This window comes from Plantibacter auratus, from assembly GCF_050587365.1.
Classification (GTDB): domain Bacteria; phylum Actinomycetota; class Actinomycetes; order Actinomycetales; family Microbacteriaceae; genus Plantibacter; species Plantibacter auratus.
In genome coordinates this window covers 45,376-65,245 of record NZ_JBOBFV010000002.1, presented here as the reverse complement: position 1 = coordinate 65,245, position 19,870 = coordinate 45,376, and the positions used below count along the sequence as shown (strand labels likewise).

Genomic DNA, 19,870 nt, shown 5'->3' with positions numbered 1-19,870 from the left:
CCCGGTCACCGAGCCTGTCGAGCTGCGACATCCGCACCACCATCAACCTCACGAGAGGCAGCAGTCATGAGCGTCACCGAGCAGCAGGCGCGTCGCACCGCACCCGACGGAGCGGAACCGCTCGTGCGTCTCCGCGGGGTCACGAAGCGCTTCGACCGGACGGTCGCCCTGCAGCGCGTCGACCTCGACATCCGTCGCGGCGAGATCGTCGTCCTGCTCGGTCTGTCGGGCTCCGGCAAGTCGACGCTCCTCCGTCACCTGGACGGCCTCGAGCGGCCCACCGCCGGGTCCGTCTCGGTCCTCGGCGACGAGGTACCGGCCCTCGGGCAGCGTGCCCTGCGCCGGCTCCGCGCCCGCGTCGGGTTCGTCTTCCAGCAGTTCGAGCTGGTCCCGTCGCTCACCGTCCTCGAGAACGTCCTGACCGGTTCGCTGGCGGGCGTCCGCGGACCGCGTCTCGGCATCCTCGGCTACGGCCGCACCCTGAAGTTGAAGGCGCTCGGCCACCTCGACCGCGTCGGGCTCCTCGAGCGCGCCTACCAGCGCGCCGACACCCTCTCCGGCGGTCAGCAACAGCGCGTCGCCATCGCCAGAGCGCTCATGCAGGACCCCGAGATCCTCCTCGCCGACGAGCCCGTCGCCTCCCTCGACCCGGAATCGAGCGAGCAGGTGATGGCCCTCATCCGCGAGATCGCGATCGACCGCGGACTCACCGTCGTGTGCAGCCTGCACCAGGTCGACCTCGCGCTCTCCTGGGGCGACCGCATCGTCGGTCTCCGCCACGGCGAGGTGGTCCTCGACACCACGACCGACGGCCTGTCGAAGACCGAGGTGATGGAGATCTACGGCCGGGTCGCGACGAGCACCCGTGAGCTGCAGGCGATCGCTGTGGAGTTGGAGACCGACGAGCTGCTCGGCGACCCCGACGACGACCTCCGCGGCCTGCTCGGTGTCGAGGAGCGCGTGGGCGAGGACGAACTGCCCGACGACCCGGAGTGGGAGTTCGACGCCGATGTCGACGGCCGCGAGCCCGACGAGCTCCGTCGACCGGGCAGGACCCGCTGATGGTCGTCACCGCACCCGCGAAGACGGCACCGCCCGCCGGTCGCCCGCCAGGACTCTCCGGACCCGTTCCCGTCGGTCGGCTCCGACCGCAGACGATCGCCGCCGTGCTCACGCTGATCGCGCTGCTCGCGTTCTCGGTCTACTCGCTCCTCGAGGTCGGGATCTCGATCCCGAACATGGTGGCGAGCTGGGGCAACGCGGTCAACTTCTTCAACCGGGTGGGCACGATCACGTTCCCGCCGCCCGGGGAACTGCTGTCGCTCACCGCCCTGACCCTGGGGATCGTCATCTCCGGCACCGTCCTCGCTGCGGTGCTCTCGATCCCGGTCGCGTACCTCGCGGCCGCCAACACGACCCCGGGACCGGCCTGGCGCGCGGTCGGTCGGTTCGTCGGCGTGCTCAGCCGTGCCGTGCCCGATGTCGTCATCGCGATGATCCTCGTGCTCATGTTCTCGCTCGGCTCGCTGCCCGGCATCATCGCGATCGGGCTGCACTCCGTCGGCATGATCTCGAAGCTCTTCGCGGACGCGATCGAGCAGGTCGACGAGGGGCCACGGCTCGCGATCCGGGCGGCCGGCGGCTCGAAGCTGCAGGAGTTCACCTCGGGTGTCCTGCCGCAGGTCCTCCCGTCCTGGGTGGCCACGGTCCTCCACCGCGGCGACATCAACCTGCGCGGTTCGGTCCTCCTCGGCTACGTCGGCGTCCTCGGCCTCGGCCGTGAACTGTCGCTCGCGTTCAAATCCCTCGACTACTCGCTCGGCATCGGACTCGCGATCGTCATCTTCGCGCTGTGCGTCGTCATGGAGATCGTGTCGAGCACCGTGCGGACCGTGATGCTCGGGGTGCAGCCGACCGGACGTGGACTCGGTGACCGCGTCGTGCGTCGGGTGGCCGCGGGCCGGGAGGCACGTCGTGCGGCGGGTGGGAGCAACCGCACGGTCGCCTCTCCGAGCGCCGAGTCCCGGATCGCCGCTGCAGCGAAGCGTCCGTGGACGCCGGCCCGCGTCCGCGACACCGTCGGTGCCTGGCTCGCCGTGGCGGTCGTGGTCTGGGGCGTCGTCGTGTCCGACATCCAGTGGGGCGACCTCGTGACGTTCTGGGCCAAGGCCCCCGACGTCCTCGTCCGACTCTGGCCTCCGTCGTTCGGCATGCGCACGACGGAGCAGATGGTCGAGGCGATGTTCGAGACCGTCGCGATCGCCTTCGCGGCGACCCTCATCGCCCTCGTCTGCTCGATCGTCATCGGGTCCCTCGCCGCACGGAACGTCGCCCCGAACCGCGGTGTCCGCACCGGCGCCCGGTTCGCGCTCGTCGGCATCCGCGGCATCCCGGAGCTCATCCTCGCGATCCTCCTCATCGTGGTCACCGGGCTCGGGGCCCAGGCGGGGACGCTCGCGCTCGGCATCTGCGGGATCGGCCTCCTCGGCAAGCTCATCGCGGACTCCTTCGAGGAGGTCGCGCCCGGACCGGAACGCGCGCTGACCGCCGTCGGCGCGACGCGCCCACAGGTCTACGCCGCCGCGACGCTCCCGCAGGGCGCCCGTGCACTGGTCGGGCACACCTTCTACACGCTCGACACGAACATCCGCGCCGCGACCATGCTCGGCATCGTCGGCGGAGGCGGCATCGGCTACTACCTGATCCAGGCGGACCAGGGCGGGAACTACGACCAGGTCACGGCCATCGTGCTGATGATCCTCGCGGTCGTCCTCGTCGTCGAGGGCATCGCCATGTGGATGCGGAGGGTGTTCTCGTGAACGGACGACGGATGAGCGGCGGGGTATCGGCAGCGCGGGTCGGCCTCGGTGTCGGCTCGCTCAGTGCTTCGGCCGATCGCGCGGACGTCGTGATCGTCGGAGCCGGCATCGTCGGGCTGTCCGCTGCGCTCGCCGCTGTGGACGCCGGTGCCGAGGTCGTGGTCGTCGAACGCTCGGCCGAAGCCCAGGGCGCGTCGGTCCGCAACTTCGGTCACCTGGCGGCGACGCCGCAGGCCGGGCTCGCCTCGCGCCTCGCCGCACGTTCGGCCGAGATCTGGCAGCGACTCGAGCAGGACGCGGGATTGTGGGTCCGGCGCTCGGGCACGCACGTGGTCGCCCGGCACCTCGACGAGTTGCGTGTCCTCGAGGACTTCGCGGCGTCCCGTGCCCAGGCGGGAGCCGCGGCCGACGTCCGCCTGTACGACGCGGCCGAGTTCCTGCAGCAGGTGCCGGTCAGTGCCGACGACGTGGTGGGCGGCGCCTGGCTGCCGCGCGACCTCCAGGTGAACCCGCGCCAGGCGCTGGGCGCCGTCACGGCGTACCTGGAACGTCGCGGTGTCGAGTTCCGGCGCCGGACGACCGTGACCGGACTGCGCTCCGGCTTCGTCGACACCAGTCGCGGCGTCATCGCCGCAGGCCTCACCGTGGTCGCGGTGAACCACGACATCGACACGCTCCTCCCCGAGCTGGCCGAGCGGGCGGCTGTCCGTCGATGCGCGCTCGACATGGTCCGGGTGCGCGCCGAGCTTCCGAGGCCGATGCCCGCGCCGCTCCTGACCGGGTGGTCGCTCCTGCGCTACGCCGGATTCGCCGACTCGCCCGCCATCCCGGCACTCCGGGAGCGACTGCAGCAGGACCACCCTGGGCTCGCGTCGCTCGACGTCAACCTCATGGCGACCCAGCTGCCGGACGGCTCGATCATCCTCGGCGACACCCACAGCCGCGGCGAGGCGGTGTCCCCGTTCCAGTCCGAGCACGCCTTCGACGAACTCCTGCGGGCCGGAAGCACGCTGTTCGGGACAAGGCTCGACGTCCTCGAACGCTGGCAGGGCGTCTACGCCACCGCTCCGGAGGAGTTGCTCATCGACGAACCGACCCCGGGCGTCCGTGTGGTCGCCGCGACCACGGGCATCGGGATGACCACCGGACCCGCGCTCGGCGAGCTGGCCGTCGCCGAGCACCTCGGCCCGACCTTCTCGCCGGCGCAGCCGACCAGCATCCGTGCCGCATCAGCCCACCTTCAGAAAGGCCTCTCGTGACCAGCATCGATCGACCCCAGCAGGACAGCACCGCGGCACCCGACCTCGACGACGACGTGGAGACCGACCTCGCCGACCTCGACGAGCTGGAGGGCGGGTTCGACGACGCGCACGAGGACGACCTCCTGCTCGAACTGGTGGTCCTCGACCTCGCCGGGACGACGGTCTCGGACGACGGCGTCGTCGAGGACGCCTTCCGCGTCGCCGCCGAGACGATCGGCATCAACACCGAGGACGCGCTCGACGCGGCCATCGAGCTCGTCCGCGACACGATGGGCCAGTCGAAGCTCGACGTGTTCCTCATGCTGACCGACGGCGACGAGGCTCGAGCCGCTTCCGGCAACGCCGCCTTCGAAGAGGCCTACGAGCGCCTCGTCGGCGAGGGGCGCGTCGAGGCGATCGCCGGAGCCGAGGACACGGTTCGGCGGCTCCGCGAGCTCGGCGTGGGCGTCGTGTTCACCACCGGGTTCGCCCCCGCCACGCGCGACGCGCTCCTCGCGAGCCTCGGGTGGTCCGAACTCGCCGACGACGCCCTGTCGCCCGCCGACGCCGGTCGAGGGCGTCCAGCGCCGGACCTGCCGCTGACCGCGCTCCTCCGGTTCGGTGCGAGCGCTGTCGACACCATGGTCGTCGTCGGCGACACGGCCAGCGACATGCTGTCCGGGGTGAACGCCGGCGCCGGGCTCGTCGTCGGGGTGCTCACCGGAGCACACGACGAGGAGACGCTGCTCGAGGCGGGCGCCGACGAGATCATCACGAGCATCGCCGAGTTGCCCGCGCTGCTCGGTCTCGACTGAACGATCGACCGGGGGAACCATGCACACGACGCTCACCGCGCACGAGGGCAACGACGTCTTCATCAGACCGTCGCCGATCGCGATGGTCTGGCAGGGGCCGGGGCACCCGCACCAGGCGATGGCGGTGCCCGGGGTGACGCTCGGGCCGGGCGACGTCCTCGTCGAGGTGGAACTGGCGACCGTGTGCGGCTCCGACGTGCACACCGTCCTCGGGCACCGCGACGCCGCCACGCCGCTCGTCCTCGGGCACGAACAGGTGGGACGCGTCGTGGCGGTCGGGGGACCCGTCACCGCGGTGGACGGCACGGTCCTCGTCGCGGGGATGCGGGTCGTGTGGTCGGTCGTCGTGAGCTGCGGCGTCTGCGACCGCTGCTCCGCCGGCCTGGAACAGAAGTGCCGCCGGCTCGCGAAGTACGGGCACGACCGGGTCCACCGCGGCTGGGAGCTGAGCGGCGGATTCGCCACCCACGTCGAACTCCTCGAGGGCACGGCCATCGTGATCGTGGGGGAGACGCCGCCCGCCGCCGTCTTCGCGCCGGCGTCCTGCGCGACGGCCACCGCGATCGCCGCACTGGATGCGGCCGGGCACGACCTGCCCGGCACGGCGGTCCTCGTGACCGGCGCCGGGATGCTCGGGCTGACGGTCGCAGCCATCGCGACCGATGCCGGGGCGCGCGTCGTCGTGAGCGATCCGGACCCCGCCCGCCGGCTGCTCGCCGGTCGCTTCGGCGCCATCGCGACCGTCGACCCCACGATCGGCGCCGCCGAGCACCTCGACGCCGCGCACCTGGCGGCGGGCGTTGAGGGCTTCCCGGTGGCCATCGAGATGTCCGGCGACGCCCGTGCCGTCGATGCCGCCATCGCGTCGCTGTCGATCGGCGGGACGGCGGTCCTCGTCGGCAGCGTGTCGCCCGGTGCGCCGCTCGGCATCGACGCCGAACGGATCGTCCGACGCCTCCTCACGGTGCGCGGCGCACACAACTACCGACCGCGGGATCTGGCACGCGCGGTCGACTTCCTGACCGGTGCGTGGCGTCGGTATCCGTTCGCCGAACTCGTCGGTCCGGAGTTCCCCCTGCAGGACGTCGACGACGCGCTCGTCGCGGCTGCATCGGGCGCGTTCCCGCGCGTCGGGGTCCGACCCTGAACGGACGACGGGGTGTGCTTCGTCCAGGCGCGGATCGTCCGACGAGCCCGGCGGGGTTCGGCAGACGGCTCGGCGACGGCACCCAGGACGGCGTGACCCCTTCGAGCGCCCCCATTCCGGGGGCCATCGGCGTCGATCCGCCGCGGATTTCCGCCGATCTCGGCTCGTGAATCCCGCCGCATGACCCACCTTGTGGGGTATCCTCGGGCCATGACGGTCACGACTCGCCACCCTGGTGTGGTCCGTGTCGGTGGTCGCCTCATGGTCGTGGATCCGTTCGCGGAACGAGGTGAGCTCACCGAGGATCAGCAGCGCGGCCACCAGCTGCGGCGGAGGATCACGCTCCTGCTCGGTGCATTCCTCCTGCTCAGCGGCTTCGTCGTCGGCGCGACGGTGGGCGTGATCGTCGAGTGGTCACTCGTCCACGACGACCGCTCGTCAGTGTCGCTCCCCGGCTTCGACCCGGAGTGGGTGCCCGGACTCGACGTCGTCGGTGCCTTGCTCGGTGCCATCCTCGTCGCCGTCTTCCTGCTCGTGTCGGCCGAACGACGCAACCGTCGTCGTCGCCTGGATGGCGGGCACCAGCCGTCGCGGTGGATCGACCCGCTCAACGATCACCTCATCGGGCTGAGCGACGACCTCCCGTGGACCTCACTCTGGACGCTGACGCGCATGTACGCCACCGCGGAGCGCCTGCAGCGCGAGCTCGTGGAGCGCAGCGGTACCCGCAGCGAGGTGGGCAGTGACGATTCCTGCGATCTCGTCGAGGCGCGGCTCGCGGCTGACGATGCACGCGACGCACTCGAGAAGACGGCCACGCTCATGGGCGTCATCGTGCCAGAGGGGCCGCTGCCCGATGCGCAGGCCATCCTGGCCGACAACGCTCGGCTCCGCGCCCGTCGGAAGACGAGCTGACCGGCACCTCCGCGATGCGGATGGTTCCCGTGGTCAGCGCCCGCTGCCGGTGAGGCGCTCCAGGAGTTCGCGGTAGCGGTCGGCCGTCTGCGTGACGATCTCGGCAGGCAGGGTCGGAGGCGTGGGTGTCGACGGGTCGTCCTGGTCCCAGTTGTGGGCCAGCCAGTTGCGGACGATCTGCTTGTCGAAGCTGGCCATGCGTGCGGTGGGGTCGTCGCTCGTCAGGTAGACGTCGCGGTCCCAGTACCGGCTGGAGTCGGAGGTGAGCACTTCGTCGCCGAGCGTGATGACGCCGGTCCCCGGGTTGCGGCCGAACTCGAACTTCGTGTCGGCGAGGATGACGCCGTGGCGTTCCGCCGTCAGTGATGCCGTCTCGTAGATGCCGAGCGACAGGTCCTTCAGTGCGACCGCGTCGTCCTCGCCGATGAGCTCGACCATGCGGGAGAACGAGATGTTCTCGTCGTGCTCGCCGAGCGGCGCCTTGTACGCGGGGGTGAACAACGGCTCGGGCAGGCGATCGCCGTCGCGGAGGCCGTCAGGCAGCGGGATGCCGCAGACGGTGCGGTTCGCGACGTACTCCTTCCAGCCGGAGCCGGTGAGGTAGCCGCGGACGACGCACTCGACGGGGAACATGTCGAGCTTCCGGACGAGCATCGCCCGACCGGCGAACTCGGCCGGGATGCTGGACACCGCGACACCCGCGGCGTCGAGCTCGTGATCGGGGACGAGATGGTTCGGCACCTCGCGGAGCTGGTCGAACCACCAGAGGCTCAGACTGGTGAGCAGATCGCCCTTGCCGGGGATGCCCGGCTCGAGCACGTGGTCGAAGGCGCTCACCCGATCGCTCGCGACGACGAGCAGCAGGTCGTCCGGCCCGCCGGCCGGCTCGTACAGGTCGCGGACCTTGCCCGAGTAGACGTGGTTCCAGGCGTTGGTCTCCGAGGGTGCGCTCACTCGTTCATTATCGTGCATGCAGTACGGCGGCGTTGTTGGTTGCAGCGATGCCCCATCGTCGTGCTCGAAGGATGACGAGCAGTCCGAACGTCACCCTCGCTGAGAGCAGCACCGCCCACAGCGACACGATGCTCAGGACACCGAGCCAGTGCAGGCCGAGCATCAGCGGGAGTGTGACGCCCCAGAGCGTCACCGCAAGCGGTACGAGCATCGTCGATGGTCGTATGAGGACCTTCAGCGCAGCCGATGCGAAGCCGATCGCAGGCTCGAGCAGGATCTGCGTCCCCGCCAGCGCGATCGCGAGGTCAGCCCCCGCCGATGACGGGATGCCGAGCACCTCTGCGACCTGCTCTGGCATGGCGATCATCAGTATTCCGATCGGCGTGGTCGCCAAGCACATGATGAACGTGAGCGAGCGCAGCAGCCTCGGTTCGTTCTGAGGGTTGACGGCTCGGAGGCGTGTGAGCCTGCCAGCGAGGATCCCGACTGTCTTGATCGGGATGATGAGCGTCCGGAGGGTGGCGACCAGGATCGCCGTGGTGGCTCCCGTCGCGGCATCGACACTGATCGCGATCTGGATGGTGAGCGCGAACGTCGAGGCGAGGATGATGCCGTCCCAGGACGCTGCTCCGACGCGTGGTACGCCGGCGAACGCGTCACGAGGACGTGCTCGGAGCCAGGACCAGCCGAGCTTGAGGGTCCCACGAGCGACTGGTCGCAATCGTCGACAGCTGCGCACGACCGCGACCAGGCTCCCCAACCCGTTCACGATGCCGCAGGAAGCGACGACGACGAGAGGGTCAGGACACACCGACGCGATGAGGAGGGAGATACCGACGCTGATGACGGTCGACTCGACCGTGTACTGCACCATTCGAACGTCCTCGCCGCGTACCTGCTGCCACCCGGCGATCGCCTGCCCGACGGGGAACAGGAACGACCCGATGAGCAGTGAACTGTAGGCCGCGACGAACGTCGGCTTGTCGACATCACCTGAGACCAGCACCACTGTTCCGACGAGCGCTGCGAGGATGATGAGGGTCGCGGTCGCGGCGAGTGCGGTTGCGACCAGCTCGGCGAAGACAAGTCGTTGCCGCGAGGTCGACTCGCCTGCGGCAATCGAACGGCTCAGTCGGGCGACGGCGGCGATGCCATGCCCTGAGCACAGCACCGCCACCAGCCCGTAGACCGACAGCGCGAAGCCATAGCTGGCAGTCACCTCTTCGCCGAATCGCTGCAGAGCGCTCAGGACGACGAGTCCACCGACGCCCGGAATGAACGAACCGGCTCCCAGCACGAGGCCGCGGAACGCGAAGTCCCTGCGGAACCGCTCAGGCGAGGTGCCTGCCTGCATTTGCTACGCCTTTTCGTGAACGAGAGCGTTGACCTGGTCGAGTGTCATTCCACGTTCGCTCTGCAGGAACCGGATCTGTTTCGTGGCCGCAACGACCTGCCGCGGCTTTTCGACCCTACGAAAGCTCCCGTTGCCGGAACGAGGCTCGTGAGAATCTGTGGATAACTCGAATCGTGGCCTACGCGACGACTTGCGGCGGACTCGCGGTACGCGTATATTCCACGTGGAATAGTTCGCATGGAGTGATGGGAGGGTCATGGGCAAGACCAAGCCGCTCGGACTGCTCGCCGTCGCCGCGCTCGGCTACCTGGCCGAGCGCCCCATGCACCCCTACGAGATGTACCAACTCGCGCTCCACCGCCAGGAGGATCGCGTCGTCAAGGTGAGCCCCGGCTCGCTCTACCGCGCCGTCTACGGACTCGAGGCCGACGGCCTCGTGCTCGCCTCCGGGACCGACCGCGAGGGAGCCCGGCCCGAGCGCACCACCTTCGAGATCACCGACCTCGGCCGGCACCTGCTGGGGGAGCGGCTGCGCGAGCTGCTCAGCACCCCCACGAACGAGTACCCGGAGCTCGGGCTCGCGCTGTCCGAGGCGCACGAACTGGGCGCCGAGGAGGTGCGGATGCTGCTCGAGACCCGTATCCTCCGGCAGCAGGCCGAGCTCGCCGACCTCGATCGCCGCATGACGTGTGCGCTCGAGCGCGGGATCCCGCGCGTGTACTGGATCAACGTCCCCTACTCGGCCGCCATGCTGCGCGCCGAGATCGCCCACCTCGAATCGCTCCTCGCCGAGATCGCCGACGGTGCACTCGCCTGGCACGTGCCGGGGACCCGTGCGCCACTCCACGAGCAGGCGGCGACCCCGCCCGTGTCCGCTCAGCCGACACCCTCCACCTGAACCTCCGGGACGACCGACCAGTCCGGCCGGCGGTCCCGCTCATCCTCGCGTCCCGAACGCGAACCCGTCCTCCGTGCAGAAAGGGACATCATGTCCACCACCCCCACCACGCCTCGCCAGGGCGTCTCCGGTCCGACGCCAGGGGCCGTGCGCCCCTGGCCTGCGCTCTGGTCGCTCGTCATCGGATTCTTCATGATCCTCATCGACACGACCATCGTGTCCGTGGCGAACCCCGCGATCATGCGCGGCCTCGACACCGGCATCAACAACGTCATCTGGGTGACGAGCGCCTACCTGCTCGCCTACGCCGTGCCGCTCCTCATCACCGGCCGCCTCGGCGACCGCTTCGGCCCGAAGAACCTCTACCTCATCGGCCTCGTCGTCTTCACGCTCGCCTCACTGTGGTGCGGCCTGTCGGGCTCCATCGAGATGCTCATCGTCGCCCGCGTCGTGCAGGGTCTCGGCGCCGCGCTCATGACCCCGCAGACGATGGCCGTCATCACGCGCATCTTCCCGCCGGACCGCCGCGGTGCGGCCATGGGCCTCTGGGGAGCGACCGCTGGTGTCGCGACGCTCGTCGGCCCGATCCTGGGCGGCGTGCTCGTCGACGGCCTCGGGTGGGAGTGGATCTTCTTCATCAACGTGCCCGTCGGTGTCATCGGCTTCATCATGGTCTGGCGGAACGTCCCCGCGCTCGCCACGCACCCGCACAAGTTCGACGTGCTCGGGGTCGTCCTGAGCGGGCTCGGGATGTTCCTCCTCGTGTTCGGCATCCAGGAGGGCCAGAGCTACGACTGGGGCACGATCACCGGTCCGATCACCGTGTGGAGCCTCATCATCGCCGGTGTCGTCGTCCTCGGCCTGTTCGTCCTGTGGCAGGCCGTCATGAAGGGCGAGCCGCTGCTCCCGCTGGCGTTGTTCCGCGACCGCAACTTCTCGGTCGGCAACCTCGCGATCTCGACGATCGGGTTCACGATCACGAGCATGTCGCTGCCGCTCGTCTTCTTCTACCAGACCGTCCGCGGCCTGACCCCGACGCAGTCCGCGCTCATGCTCGTCCCGATGGCCGTACTCTCCGCCGGGCTCGCGCCCGTGGTCGGGCGGGCGATCGACCGCGTGAACCCGAAGTGGTTCGCCCTCGCCGGGCTCCTCCTGCTGGCCCTCGCGCTCGGCTGGTACTCGATCCTCCTCACGCCCGAGCAGCCGATCCTCATGCTGCTCCTCCCGAGTGCCGTCCTCGGCCTCGCCAACGGCTTCATGTGGGGCCCGGTCTCCAACCTCACCACCCGGGGGCTCCCACAGCACCAGGCCGGCGCCGGCTCAGGTGTGTTCAACACGACGCGTCAGATCGGTGCCGTCCTCGGCAGTGCGGCCATCGCCGCGCTCATCCAGGGACGCCTCGCGGCCGAGCTGCCCGCTGCGCCCGGTGGGGCGGCCGGTGGCGTGAGCGAGGTGACGGGTGGTGAGCTGCCGGAGTTCCTGCACGCCGGGTTCACCACCGCCATGGCCCAGTCGTTGCTCCTCCCGGCAGGCCTCGCGCTCGTGGGCGCGGTCGTGGTCCTGTTCTTCCAGAAGCCGAAGGCGGCCGCCTGGTCGAGCCCGGAGACCCAGCACGGACAGGCCGCCGCGGTCGCCGCGGCTGCCGCGACCGCCCGGTCCGAAGCCGAGTAGCGGCTCCGCCGACACGGCGACACCGGACGGTCACGGGCCGAGGAGGTCCGTGACCGTCCTGGTGTCGCCGTTCCAGAACCGGAGCCCGGTGACGAGCCCGGACGGGAGGTCGCCGAGCGACCGGAGCCCGTCGAGTGCCGCCGCGGTCTGCTCGCCGACGACGCGTCGGGAGAGCGTGACGTGGGGTGTCCAGGCGCCGGGCCGGGTGTGCTCGAACGCACCGGTGACGTCTCCGGCCACACGTCCGTGCAGCTCCAGCAGCTCGTGCGTGGGGATCACCGTGAGCGCGAGGACGGCGCCCGAGCGACGCGGGAACAGCAGCGGAGCCCCGAGTCGGACGGCGAACGGCGCGAAGACCGGCCTCCCGGTGAGCTCGAGCTCCTCGCCGGCCGACAGCGTGACGTGCGGACGGTTGCTCGCACCGCGATGCGTGGCGAGACTGCTGATGCCGAGGTCGAGGAGCGCGTGCCAGCGGTCGCGGACGGCAGCCTCGAGGGCCTCGTCGAAGGTCAGATCGACGCTGCGCACCGGTCAGCCGATCGGGAAGAAGCCGTGGACGGCGGCGGCGAAGGATCGCGGCTGCTCCACCCAGGGGTAGTGTCCGCACCCGTCGAGCACGATGGCCTGGCCGAGCGGGAACCGCTTCGCGAGGTCGACGACGGGCGCGAGTCCCGTCAGGCCGTCCTCGGAGCCCGCGACCACGAGGACGGGAGCCGTCACGGTGCGGAGGGCGTCGCGGATGTCCTCGACCTCGTCGATCGTGGGCGTGTGCACGAACGCGTCCTGCGCGGCCGGATGCCAGGCGCCCAGCCGCTCGTGTTCGCGGGCGGTGTCGTCCCACTCGCCCCAGGCGATGGGCGCCACCGCCGGGAACAGCCGGTTCCCCGAAGCGGAGTCCGGCGCCGCGAGCAGCGCGGGCAGCGCCTCGAGGAAGCCGGGGTACCAGTCCTCCGCCGCGTGCCGCGCGATGATCTCCGCGCTGTCGTCGTCCGTGTCGACGAGCCACGTGGCGGGCGGCGTGATGAGGCACAGGCGGTCGAGCCGGTGCGGGTAGCGCGCGGCGTAGCTCACGGCGACGCGGGTACCGGCGGAGTGCCCGATGAGTTCGAGACGGTCGACGTCCAGCCAGCGACGCACGGCCTCGACGTCCTCGGCGAGTTCCGGCCAGCTGGCCGCAGCGGTCGACGGTCCGCTCTCGGACCGTCCGACCCCGCGCTGGTGCAGGACGATGAGGCGCCGTCTGGTGCTCAGGCCGCCGAGATCACCGAGGTAGACCGGGTGACGCGCCGGGCCGCCGGCGAGGACGACGAGGGGCGGCAAGGCGTCGTCGCCGATCACGTCCACGTGCAGCCTGGTGCCGTCGTGACTCTCGACGACGGCCGACGGCCCGGTTCCCGCTGCGGCGCTCATCCGGGCCGCGATCAGGAGACGCGTGCGGCGATGTCGGTGCGGTACTGACCGCCCTCGAGTTCGATGCGCGACAGCGCCTCGTACGCACGTCCGCGTGCCTCGGGGAACGTGGATCCGAGGGCCACGACGTTGAGGACGCGGCCGCCGGTGGCGACCAGGCCACCGTCGACGTCAGCCGTCGCGGCGTGGACGAGGTGGACTCCCTCGACGGCGACGGCGGCGTCGAGGCCGGTGATGCTCCGGCCCGTGACGGGCGTCTCGGGGTAGTTCTGGCTCGCGAGCACCACCGTCACCGCGCTCGCCTCGGCGAACGCGGGTCGCGGCTGCTCGCCGAGCGTGCCGGTGGCCGAGCCGAGCAGGAGCGTCGACAGCGGCGTGACGAGCCGGGGGAGGACGACCTGCGTCTCCGGGTCGCCGAAGCGCGCGTTGAACTCGATCACCCGGATCCCGCGTTCGGTGAGGATGAGGCCGGCGTAGAGGAGACCCTGGAACGGGTTGCCCTCCGACGCCAGCTGCCGCACGACGGGGACGGCGACGGTCTCGAGGACCTCGTCGACGAAGGCCGTCTCGCTCCCGAAGCGGTTGTCGAGCCAGGGCAACGGGGAGTAGGCGCCCATGCCGCCGGTGTTCGGGCCGGCGTCGCCGTCGAGGAGCCGCTTGTAGTCCTGCGCGGGGGAGAGCGGGAGTACCGTCTCGCCGTCGGTGATGAAGAACAGGGAGACCTCCTGGCCGTCGAGGAACTCCTCGACGAGGACGCCGCCGTAGCCGAGCCAGTTGGTGGCGTGCTGGATGGCCGCATCGCGGTCGTGGGTGACGAGGACGCCCTTGCCCGCCGCGAGGCCGTCGGCCTTGACGACGTAGGGTGCACCGAAGTCGTCGAGCGCGGCGATCGCTGCGTCGAGGTCCTCGGCGCGGACCGCGCGACCGGTGGGCACGCCGGCTTCGTCCATGATCCGCTTCGCGAAGGACTTCGAGCCCTCGAGTGCGGCCGCCGAGCGGTTGGGGCCGAAGACCGGGATGCCGGCGGCGCGCAGCTTGTCGGCCACGCCGGCGACGAGCGGGGCCTCGGGCCCGATGACGACGAGGTCGACCGCTTCGTCGCGGGCGAAGTCGCGCACGATCGAAGGGTTCTCCTGGTCGATGCCGACCACGGTCACATCCCCCGCGATGCCCGCGTTGCCGGGGGCGGCGATGATGTGGTGCCCGGCCTCTTCGGAGAGGAGAGCCTTGATGATGGCGTGCTCGCGAGCACCGGAACCGAGGACGAGGATCTTCACCCGTCTAGCTTAAGGCGCAATGGCCTAGCCTCGAATGCATGGCCAGACCCAGGATCACGGACGCCGTCGGTCGCGCAGCCCTGGAGCAGGCGCTCGGGCACGCACCGGCGTCGCGCACGGACACGGCGACCGCGGTCCGCTACCTGTTGGAGCTCCTCGTCGAGCGGGCGCCCGGCAACACCGTCGAGGTGCGGGTGCCGCCGTTCGGTGCGGTGCAGTGCATCGAGGGCCCCCGCCACACCCGAGGCACACCGCCGAACGTCATCGAGATGGACGCACCGACCTGGCTCGCGCTCGCCTCCGGCCGCATCGACTGGACCACGGCGATGGCCGGCGGCACGGTGCACGCGTCCGGCCAGCGGGCGGATCTCACTGGCCTCGTGCCACTGCTGCTGCCGCGCTGACGGTCCGGGTACATTGGTGCGGTGACCTCTGACATCGACGCCCCAGCCGAGACGACGCTCGACGCGACGATCGTCATCCCCACGTACAACGGCGAGCGGTATCTCGAGCAGATCCTCTCGGCGATCGAAGGCCAGGACTACGACGGCACCTACGAGACCCTCGTCATCGATTCCGGCTCCACCGACCGCACACTCGACATCGTCGCCGCCCACCCGGACGTCCGGCTGCACGTCATCCCGAACAGCGAGTTCGGCCACGGCCGGACCCGCCAGCTCGCCGCCCGGCTCGCCCGGGGGAAGTACGTCGCGTACCTCACGCACGATGCGATCCCGGGTGACTCACGCTGGTTGCACGAGCTGACCACACCCTTGGACCCCGAAGGCATGGACGTCGTCGCCGTCATGGGCAAGCAGATCGCACGCCCGAACTGCTTCCCGCTGCTCAAGTACGAGATCCACGACGTGTTCCACAACTTCGGGCCGGACTTCGGCACGACCGTCTTCGCGAACGACGGCTTCGCCGACGGGAACGGCGGACTGCTCGACGCCCTCGCGTTCTACTCCGACGTCAACTCGGCCACGCGCCGCGACCTGCTGCTCGGCGACATCCCGTACCGCGACCTCCCGTACTCCGAGGACATGGCCTTCGGCGCCGACATCATCGCGGCCGGACTGCGGAAGGCGTACGCACCGCGGGGCTGGGTCGTCCACTCCAACGACCTCACCCTCGACGAGTACCGGAAGCGGATCTTCGACGAGACGACGGCGTTGCGTCGGATCGGGAAGCCGATCACGCGGCTGAGTCGGTTCCGGCAGGTGGGGTACACCGTCTTCGGCGCCCTTCGGGACGCGAAGCGGATCGTCCGCGACCCCCAGTACAGCTGGAAGCGACGTGCCTACTGGTTCGTCATGAACCCGGCCTATCACGCGGCGAAGTGGAGCAGCTACTACGTGGCCTCCCGCGTCGACCTGGACGACGAGGCCGCCATGCGCGCCGGCTCGCTGGAGCACAGCCGCAAGTAGTCCGCGGACGGAGCTCCGCGCGCGCACTGCTCGCTGCTCCCAGCGAACCGGGGTGGTGCATCACCGCCTCGTGCGCTGTGATGGAGGCATGAGCACGAATCGGCTGTTGGTCCTGGGCGGGACGGAGTTCGTCGGGCGAGCGGTCGTCGACGAGGCCGTCGCCGCCGGCTGGGAGGTCACCGTCTTCCATCGCGGTACGAACCGTTCCTCGCCGTCGGACGCGGTCACCGTGCTGCACGGCGACCGGACGATGCCCGGCGGACTCGACGCGCTCCGGGTCGGGTCGTGGGACCTCGCCGTCGACACCTGGTCATGGGCTCCGGTCGCCGTCCGCGACGCGGCCGCGCTGCTGGCGGACCGGGTCGGGAGCTACGTCTACGTCTCGAGCCGTTCGGTCTACGCCGACCCGCTGCCCGCCGGCGCCGCCGAGGACGCGCCGGTCGTCGACGGGTCGGCGCACGACGACGGCTTCGCGGACTACGCCCGTGCCAAGCGCGGCGGTGAGCTGGCCGCCGTCCAGGCGTTCGGCGACCGAGCGGTCCTGGCGCGAGCCGGCCTCATCCTCGGCCCGCACGAGAACATCGGACGACTGCCCTGGTGGCTGGCGCGGATCGCCGAGGGCGGTGAGGTGCTCGCCCCTGGTGCCGCTTCCGACCCCATCCAGTACATCGATGCGCGGGATCTCGCGGCCTTCCTCCTCGCCGCCGGTTCGACGGGCGCGAGTGGTGCGTTCAACGTCGTCAGCGAGCCGCGGGCGACGACGTTGGGGGAGCTGCTCGACGCCTGCGTCGCCGCGACCGGGTCGGGTGCGACCCTCCGCTGGGTGGATCAGGAGCGGGTGCTCGCGGCCGGGATCCACCCCTGGACCCAACTGCCCGTCTGGCTCCCCACCGGACCGGACGCCGACGCGATGCATCACGGTGACGTCTCGCGTGCGGTTGCGGCGGGTCTCCGTCGTCGTCCGGTCACCGAGACCGTCGCCGACACCTGGGTGTGGCTGCAGGCACTCGGCGGCGTGGCGCCGCAGCGCCCGGACCGGCCCGTCGTCGGACTGGACCGTGCCATCGAGCGGGCCGTGCTCGCCGGGAACTGACTGCTGTCAGTGGATCTCGCGGAGGAGGGCGAGCCGACTGCGCGTCCTGACCGCGTCGCGGGCGAACCCCTCCGGTCCGAGGGCGGGATCGGTCATGAAGGTCTCCTGGTCGGTGGCGGCCACGACGTGGAGTTCGACGCCGAGATCGCACAGGGCGTCGACGAGGTGGACGAATCGGGCGCGCGCCTCCCGGGTGAGGGCGTGGGACTCGGGCAGGGCGTCGAGGACCCACCGGCCGTCGTCCGCCGCCCAGGCGAGGTAGTCGCCGACCGAGGTCGGACGCTCGATGAGTTCGGCGCTGGCGAACCAGAGGACGCCGTCGCGCGCGGCGGCTGCCTGGAACGTGTGGCCACTGATCGTCAGCGTCGTCGCCTCGCCTGGCCCCGGACGGTGGAGGCCGAGTGCCGCGAGGTGGGCGTCCGCGGACTCGCCGGCGATGGACCAGCTGCCGCGGGCGAAGCCGTCGCCGTGCCTGACCGGGGAGCTGCGACGGTGGTCGGTCGAGCCGGCGAGTTCGAGCACCTGCATGTTCGCTTCGATCAGGGCGATGCCGGGTTCGAAGATGTAGTGGTGAGCCGGGTCCGGCAGCAGATCCTGCGGCGCGGAGTTCGAGCTCGTCAACAGGGTCACCTGTCGGGCGAAGAGCGCGTCGAGCAGCCGGATCATGAGCGCGCCGTCGCCGGGATCGTGCACCTGGAACTCGTCGAAGAGCACGACGTCCACCTCGTCCAGCAGTTCGTCGACCGCTTGCTCGACCGCGTTCGTCACCGCTCCGGCCGCCGCGCGGAACCCGGCGCCCGGCTCACCCGTCGCCCGAGCGGCGTCGGCGGCCTCCGTGCGGACCCGGTGGATCGCGGCGTGCAGCCCGCGGAAGAAGGAGTGGAAGTGGACGCGACGCCTCCGATGCGTCGGGAGCGCCTCGAAGAACGCGTCGAGGAGCCAGGTCTTGCCCCGCCCGGCCGCACCCCACAGGTACAGGTGCCCGGGTCGGTCCTCGCCGATCCGGAGTGACGCCAGACGCCTCGCCACTTCCAGCTGCTCCGGCTCGAGCGTGAACCCGGCGTCGGCGGCGGCGGACTCGACCGCCGAGAGCAGGGTGTCGTCGGGAGGGATCGGAGCGGGATCGGTCGTCTCGGTCCCCGTCGTGTCCACCGCTCGATCGTACCCGTCGGCACGTCGACCGCGGCCGTTCACCATCGGTTCACGATGCCCAGGATCGTGGGGGAGAATGGAGGCATGACAGACGCCACCGGGCAGCCAGCACCGGAAGCTCAGCACCCATCCGAACCGACCGGTCCGACGCCCTCGACCGAGCCCGACACCGAGCTCGCGACCGTGTACTCCTCCGGTTCGGTCTCGGTGCGCCGGTCGCCGCGCTACTGGCGGTTCCTCGTCATCGGCGTCTTCGTCGGCATCATCGCCGCGCTCATCCTCACCTTCGCGTTCCCGGGGAGCGCCGACTACTCGCTCACCCAGGTGTTCGGCTTCCTCCTGCTCGTGTGCGTCGTCGTCTTCGGTGCGATCGCCCTCGTCGTCGGTCTCCTCATCGACCGTTCCATGGCGCGACGGACGCGGATCGTCGCAGCGGATAGAGTTGACGTGCATCCAGCCGGGACCCCCGCGGCCGACGCGGAACCGAACGGTTCCGTCAGTGCCGAGCCAGGTGAGTCCGGCCCCCCGAATCCACCCATCGCAGAAGGTTCAGGACGGTCATGACCTCATCCACCAGCTACCGGGAGGCCGGTGTCGACACGGCAGCCGGTGACCGCGCCGTCGAGCTCATGAAGGCCGCCGTCGCGAAGACGCACGGTCCGGAGGTCTTCGGCGGCTTCGGCGGGTTCGCCGGCCTGTTCGACGTCTCGGCGCTCACCGCCTTCCGTCGGCCCCTGCTCGCGACGTCGACCGACGGCGTCGGCACGAAGGTCGCGATCGCCCAGGCCATCGACAAGCACGACACCATCGGCCAGGACCTCGTCGGCATGGTCGTCGACGACATCGTCGTGGTCGGGGCGAAGCCGCTCTTCATGACCGACTACATCGCCTGCGGCAAGGTCCACCCGGAGCGCATCGCCTCGATCGTCTCGGGCATCGCCCAGGCCTGCTCCGACACCGGGACGGCGCTCATCGGCGGCGAGACCGCGGAGCACCCCGGACTCCTCGGGGTCGACGACTACGACGTCGCCGGCGCCTGCACCGGTGCGGTCGAGGCGGACGCCATCCTCGGTGAGCACCGCGTCGAGGACGGCGACGTCGTCCTCGCACTCGCGTCCTCGGGCCTGCACTCGAACGGCTTCTCCCTCGTGCGGCACATCCTCGCCCAGGCGGGCGTCGGCTACGCCGACCACAGCGACGACCTCGGCACGACGTTCGGCGAGGCCCTCCTCGAGCCGACGCGGCTCTACACCCTGCCCCTCCTGCGGCTGCTCGACGCCCCGGCCTTCGCGGGTGGCGTCCACTCGCTCAGCCACGTCACCGGAGGCGGGATCGCCGCCAACCTCGCGCGCGTCCTGCCCAAGGGGTCCTGGGCCGAGGTCGACCGCTCCACCTGGAGCCCGTCGCCGGTGTTCCGGACGCTGAGCGAGCTGGCCGGATCCTCGCTCGAGTCGAGCGAGGGCACCTGGAACCTGGGCGTCGGATTCTTCGCCGTCGTCTCGACGGCAGTCGCCGCCGGTGTCACGGCCGCGCTCGAGGCCGACGGGATCGCGACCTGGCAGGTCGGCACCGTGCACCTCGGCGACGCCGCCGCAGACCTCAGCGCGTTCGAACAGGGTGCCAAGGGGGTCGACGGCGGTGCCGTCCGCCTCGTGGGCGCCTACCGCGACTAGTCGCACCGCTCCGGCACACCTTCC

At 70.8% G+C, this 19,870-nt stretch carries 19 protein-coding genes; 13 read left to right on the top strand and 6 right to left on the bottom strand.

What is annotated here, in order from left to right:
- Nucleotides 1–66 precede the first annotated feature (66 nt).
- From phnC to ACQ3HE_RS07400, 6 genes are all read left to right on the top strand, one after another.
- Nucleotides 67–1,062 (top strand): phosphonate ABC transporter ATP-binding protein, encoded by a 996-nt coding sequence (gene phnC, locus ACQ3HE_RS07425; RefSeq protein WP_411557874.1) that lies wholly within the window; start codon nt 67–69, stop codon nt 1,060–1,062.
- Nucleotides 1,062–2,819: a phosphonate ABC transporter, permease protein PhnE gene (gene phnE, locus ACQ3HE_RS07420; RefSeq protein WP_430891985.1), complete on the top strand. Its 1,758-nt coding sequence runs from the start codon at nt 1,062–1,064 to the stop codon at nt 2,817–2,819. The genes phnC and phnE overlap by 1 nt, the downstream gene beginning before the upstream one ends.
- Nucleotides 2,816–4,078, top strand: a complete 1,263-nt coding sequence (locus ACQ3HE_RS07415) for a TIGR03364 family FAD-dependent oxidoreductase (protein WP_430891983.1) — start codon at nt 2,816–2,818, stop codon at nt 4,076–4,078. The genes phnE and ACQ3HE_RS07415 overlap by 4 nt, the downstream gene beginning before the upstream one ends.
- Entirely contained in the window at nt 4,075–4,875 is an 801-nt protein-coding gene (locus ACQ3HE_RS07410) for an HAD family hydrolase (RefSeq protein ID WP_430891981.1), read from the top strand. The genes ACQ3HE_RS07415 and ACQ3HE_RS07410 overlap by 4 nt, the downstream gene beginning before the upstream one ends.
- Before the next feature lie 19 nt (nt 4,876–4,894).
- Nucleotides 4,895–6,022, top strand: a complete 1,128-nt coding sequence (locus tag ACQ3HE_RS07405; protein ID WP_430891979.1) for a zinc-binding dehydrogenase — start codon at nt 4,895–4,897, stop codon at nt 6,020–6,022.
- Between the two features lie 210 nt (nt 6,023–6,232).
- A complete protein-coding gene (locus ACQ3HE_RS07400; RefSeq protein ID WP_430891977.1) occupies nt 6,233–6,937 on the top strand; it encodes a hypothetical protein in 705 nt (234 codons plus the stop codon).
- A 33-nt stretch (nt 6,938–6,970) separates the two neighbouring features.
- On the opposite strand, the gene ACQ3HE_RS07395 is transcribed toward ACQ3HE_RS07400, so the two are convergent.
- Entirely contained in the window at nt 6,971–7,909 is a 939-nt protein-coding gene (locus ACQ3HE_RS07395; protein ID WP_430891975.1) for a phosphoribosylaminoimidazolesuccinocarboxamide synthase, read from the bottom strand.
- Nucleotides 7,899–9,245 carry a hypothetical protein gene (locus tag ACQ3HE_RS07390; RefSeq protein ID WP_430891973.1) on the bottom strand — a complete coding sequence of 449 codons (1,347 nt, stop codon included), beginning with the start codon at nt 9,243–9,245 and terminating at the stop codon, nt 7,899–7,901. Before ACQ3HE_RS07390 ends, ACQ3HE_RS07395 begins: the two co-directional genes overlap by 11 nt.
- Before the next feature lie 256 nt (nt 9,246–9,501).
- On the opposite strand from ACQ3HE_RS07390, the gene ACQ3HE_RS07385 reads away from it, so the two are divergent.
- Together ACQ3HE_RS07385 and ACQ3HE_RS07380 are read left to right on the top strand one after the other, a co-directional pair.
- Nucleotides 9,502–10,143: a PadR family transcriptional regulator gene (locus ACQ3HE_RS07385; protein ID WP_430891971.1), complete on the top strand. Its 642-nt coding sequence runs from the start codon at nt 9,502–9,504 to the stop codon at nt 10,141–10,143.
- 90 nt (nt 10,144–10,233) lie between these two features.
- Nucleotides 10,234–11,814: a DHA2 family efflux MFS transporter permease subunit gene (locus tag ACQ3HE_RS07380; protein WP_430891969.1), complete on the top strand. Its 1,581-nt coding sequence runs from the start codon at nt 10,234–10,236 to the stop codon at nt 11,812–11,814.
- Nucleotides 11,815–11,844: 30 nt separating this feature from the next.
- Here ACQ3HE_RS07380 and ACQ3HE_RS07375 read toward each other — a convergent pair whose 3' ends face one another.
- Genes ACQ3HE_RS07375 through purD form a run of 3 tightly spaced genes read right to left on the bottom strand, consistent with a single transcriptional unit; the run spans nt 11,845 to nt 14,501 of the window.
- Complete coding sequence (locus ACQ3HE_RS07375) at nt 11,845–12,342, bottom strand: 2'-5' RNA ligase family protein (protein WP_430891967.1); 498 nt, start codon at nt 12,340–12,342, stop codon at nt 11,845–11,847.
- Nucleotides 12,343–12,345: 3 nt separating this feature from the next.
- Nucleotides 12,346–13,224, bottom strand: a complete 879-nt coding sequence (locus ACQ3HE_RS07370; protein WP_430891966.1) for an alpha/beta fold hydrolase — start codon at nt 13,222–13,224, stop codon at nt 12,346–12,348.
- An 11-nt stretch (nt 13,225–13,235) separates the two neighbouring features.
- Nucleotides 13,236–14,501, bottom strand: a complete 1,266-nt coding sequence (gene purD / locus ACQ3HE_RS07365; RefSeq protein ID WP_159877702.1) for a phosphoribosylamine--glycine ligase — start codon at nt 14,499–14,501, stop codon at nt 13,236–13,238.
- A 38-nt stretch (nt 14,502–14,539) separates the two neighbouring features.
- Between purD and ACQ3HE_RS07360 the strand changes: the two genes are divergently transcribed.
- The 3 genes from ACQ3HE_RS07360 to ACQ3HE_RS07350 all read left to right on the top strand — a co-directional run bounded on the left by ACQ3HE_RS07360 (nt 14,540) and on the right by ACQ3HE_RS07350 (nt 17,021).
- Nucleotides 14,540–14,905: a sterol carrier family protein gene (locus tag ACQ3HE_RS07360; RefSeq protein ID WP_274499386.1), complete on the top strand. Its 366-nt coding sequence runs from the start codon at nt 14,540–14,542 to the stop codon at nt 14,903–14,905.
- Nucleotides 14,906–14,926: 21 nt separating this feature from the next.
- Entirely contained in the window at nt 14,927–15,928 is a 1,002-nt protein-coding gene (locus tag ACQ3HE_RS07355; RefSeq protein WP_079705069.1) for a glycosyltransferase family 2 protein, read from the top strand.
- 88 nt (nt 15,929–16,016) lie between these two features.
- Nucleotides 16,017–17,021, top strand: coding sequence for an NAD-dependent epimerase/dehydratase family protein (locus ACQ3HE_RS07350; RefSeq protein ID WP_430891964.1), 1,005 nt, complete (start codon nt 16,017–16,019; stop codon nt 17,019–17,021).
- A 6-nt stretch (nt 17,022–17,027) separates the two neighbouring features.
- On the opposite strand, the gene zapE is transcribed toward ACQ3HE_RS07350, so the two are convergent.
- On the bottom strand, nt 17,028–18,173 hold the full coding sequence (gene zapE / locus ACQ3HE_RS07345) for a cell division protein ZapE (RefSeq protein ID WP_430891962.1): 1,146 nt from the start codon (nt 18,171–18,173) through the stop codon (nt 17,028–17,030).
- An 84-nt stretch (nt 18,174–18,257) separates the two neighbouring features.
- On the opposite strand from zapE, the gene ACQ3HE_RS07340 reads away from it, so the two are divergent.
- Together ACQ3HE_RS07340 and purM are read left to right on the top strand one after the other, a co-directional pair.
- Entirely contained in the window at nt 18,258–18,737 is a 480-nt protein-coding gene (locus ACQ3HE_RS07340; protein ID WP_430891961.1) for a DUF2273 domain-containing protein, read from the top strand.
- On the top strand, nt 18,734–19,846 hold the full coding sequence (gene purM, locus ACQ3HE_RS07335) for a phosphoribosylformylglycinamidine cyclo-ligase (protein ID WP_430891959.1): 1,113 nt from the start codon (nt 18,734–18,736) through the stop codon (nt 19,844–19,846). Before ACQ3HE_RS07340 ends, purM begins: the two co-directional genes overlap by 4 nt.
- The last annotated feature ends 24 nt before the right edge of the window (nt 19,847–19,870 follow it).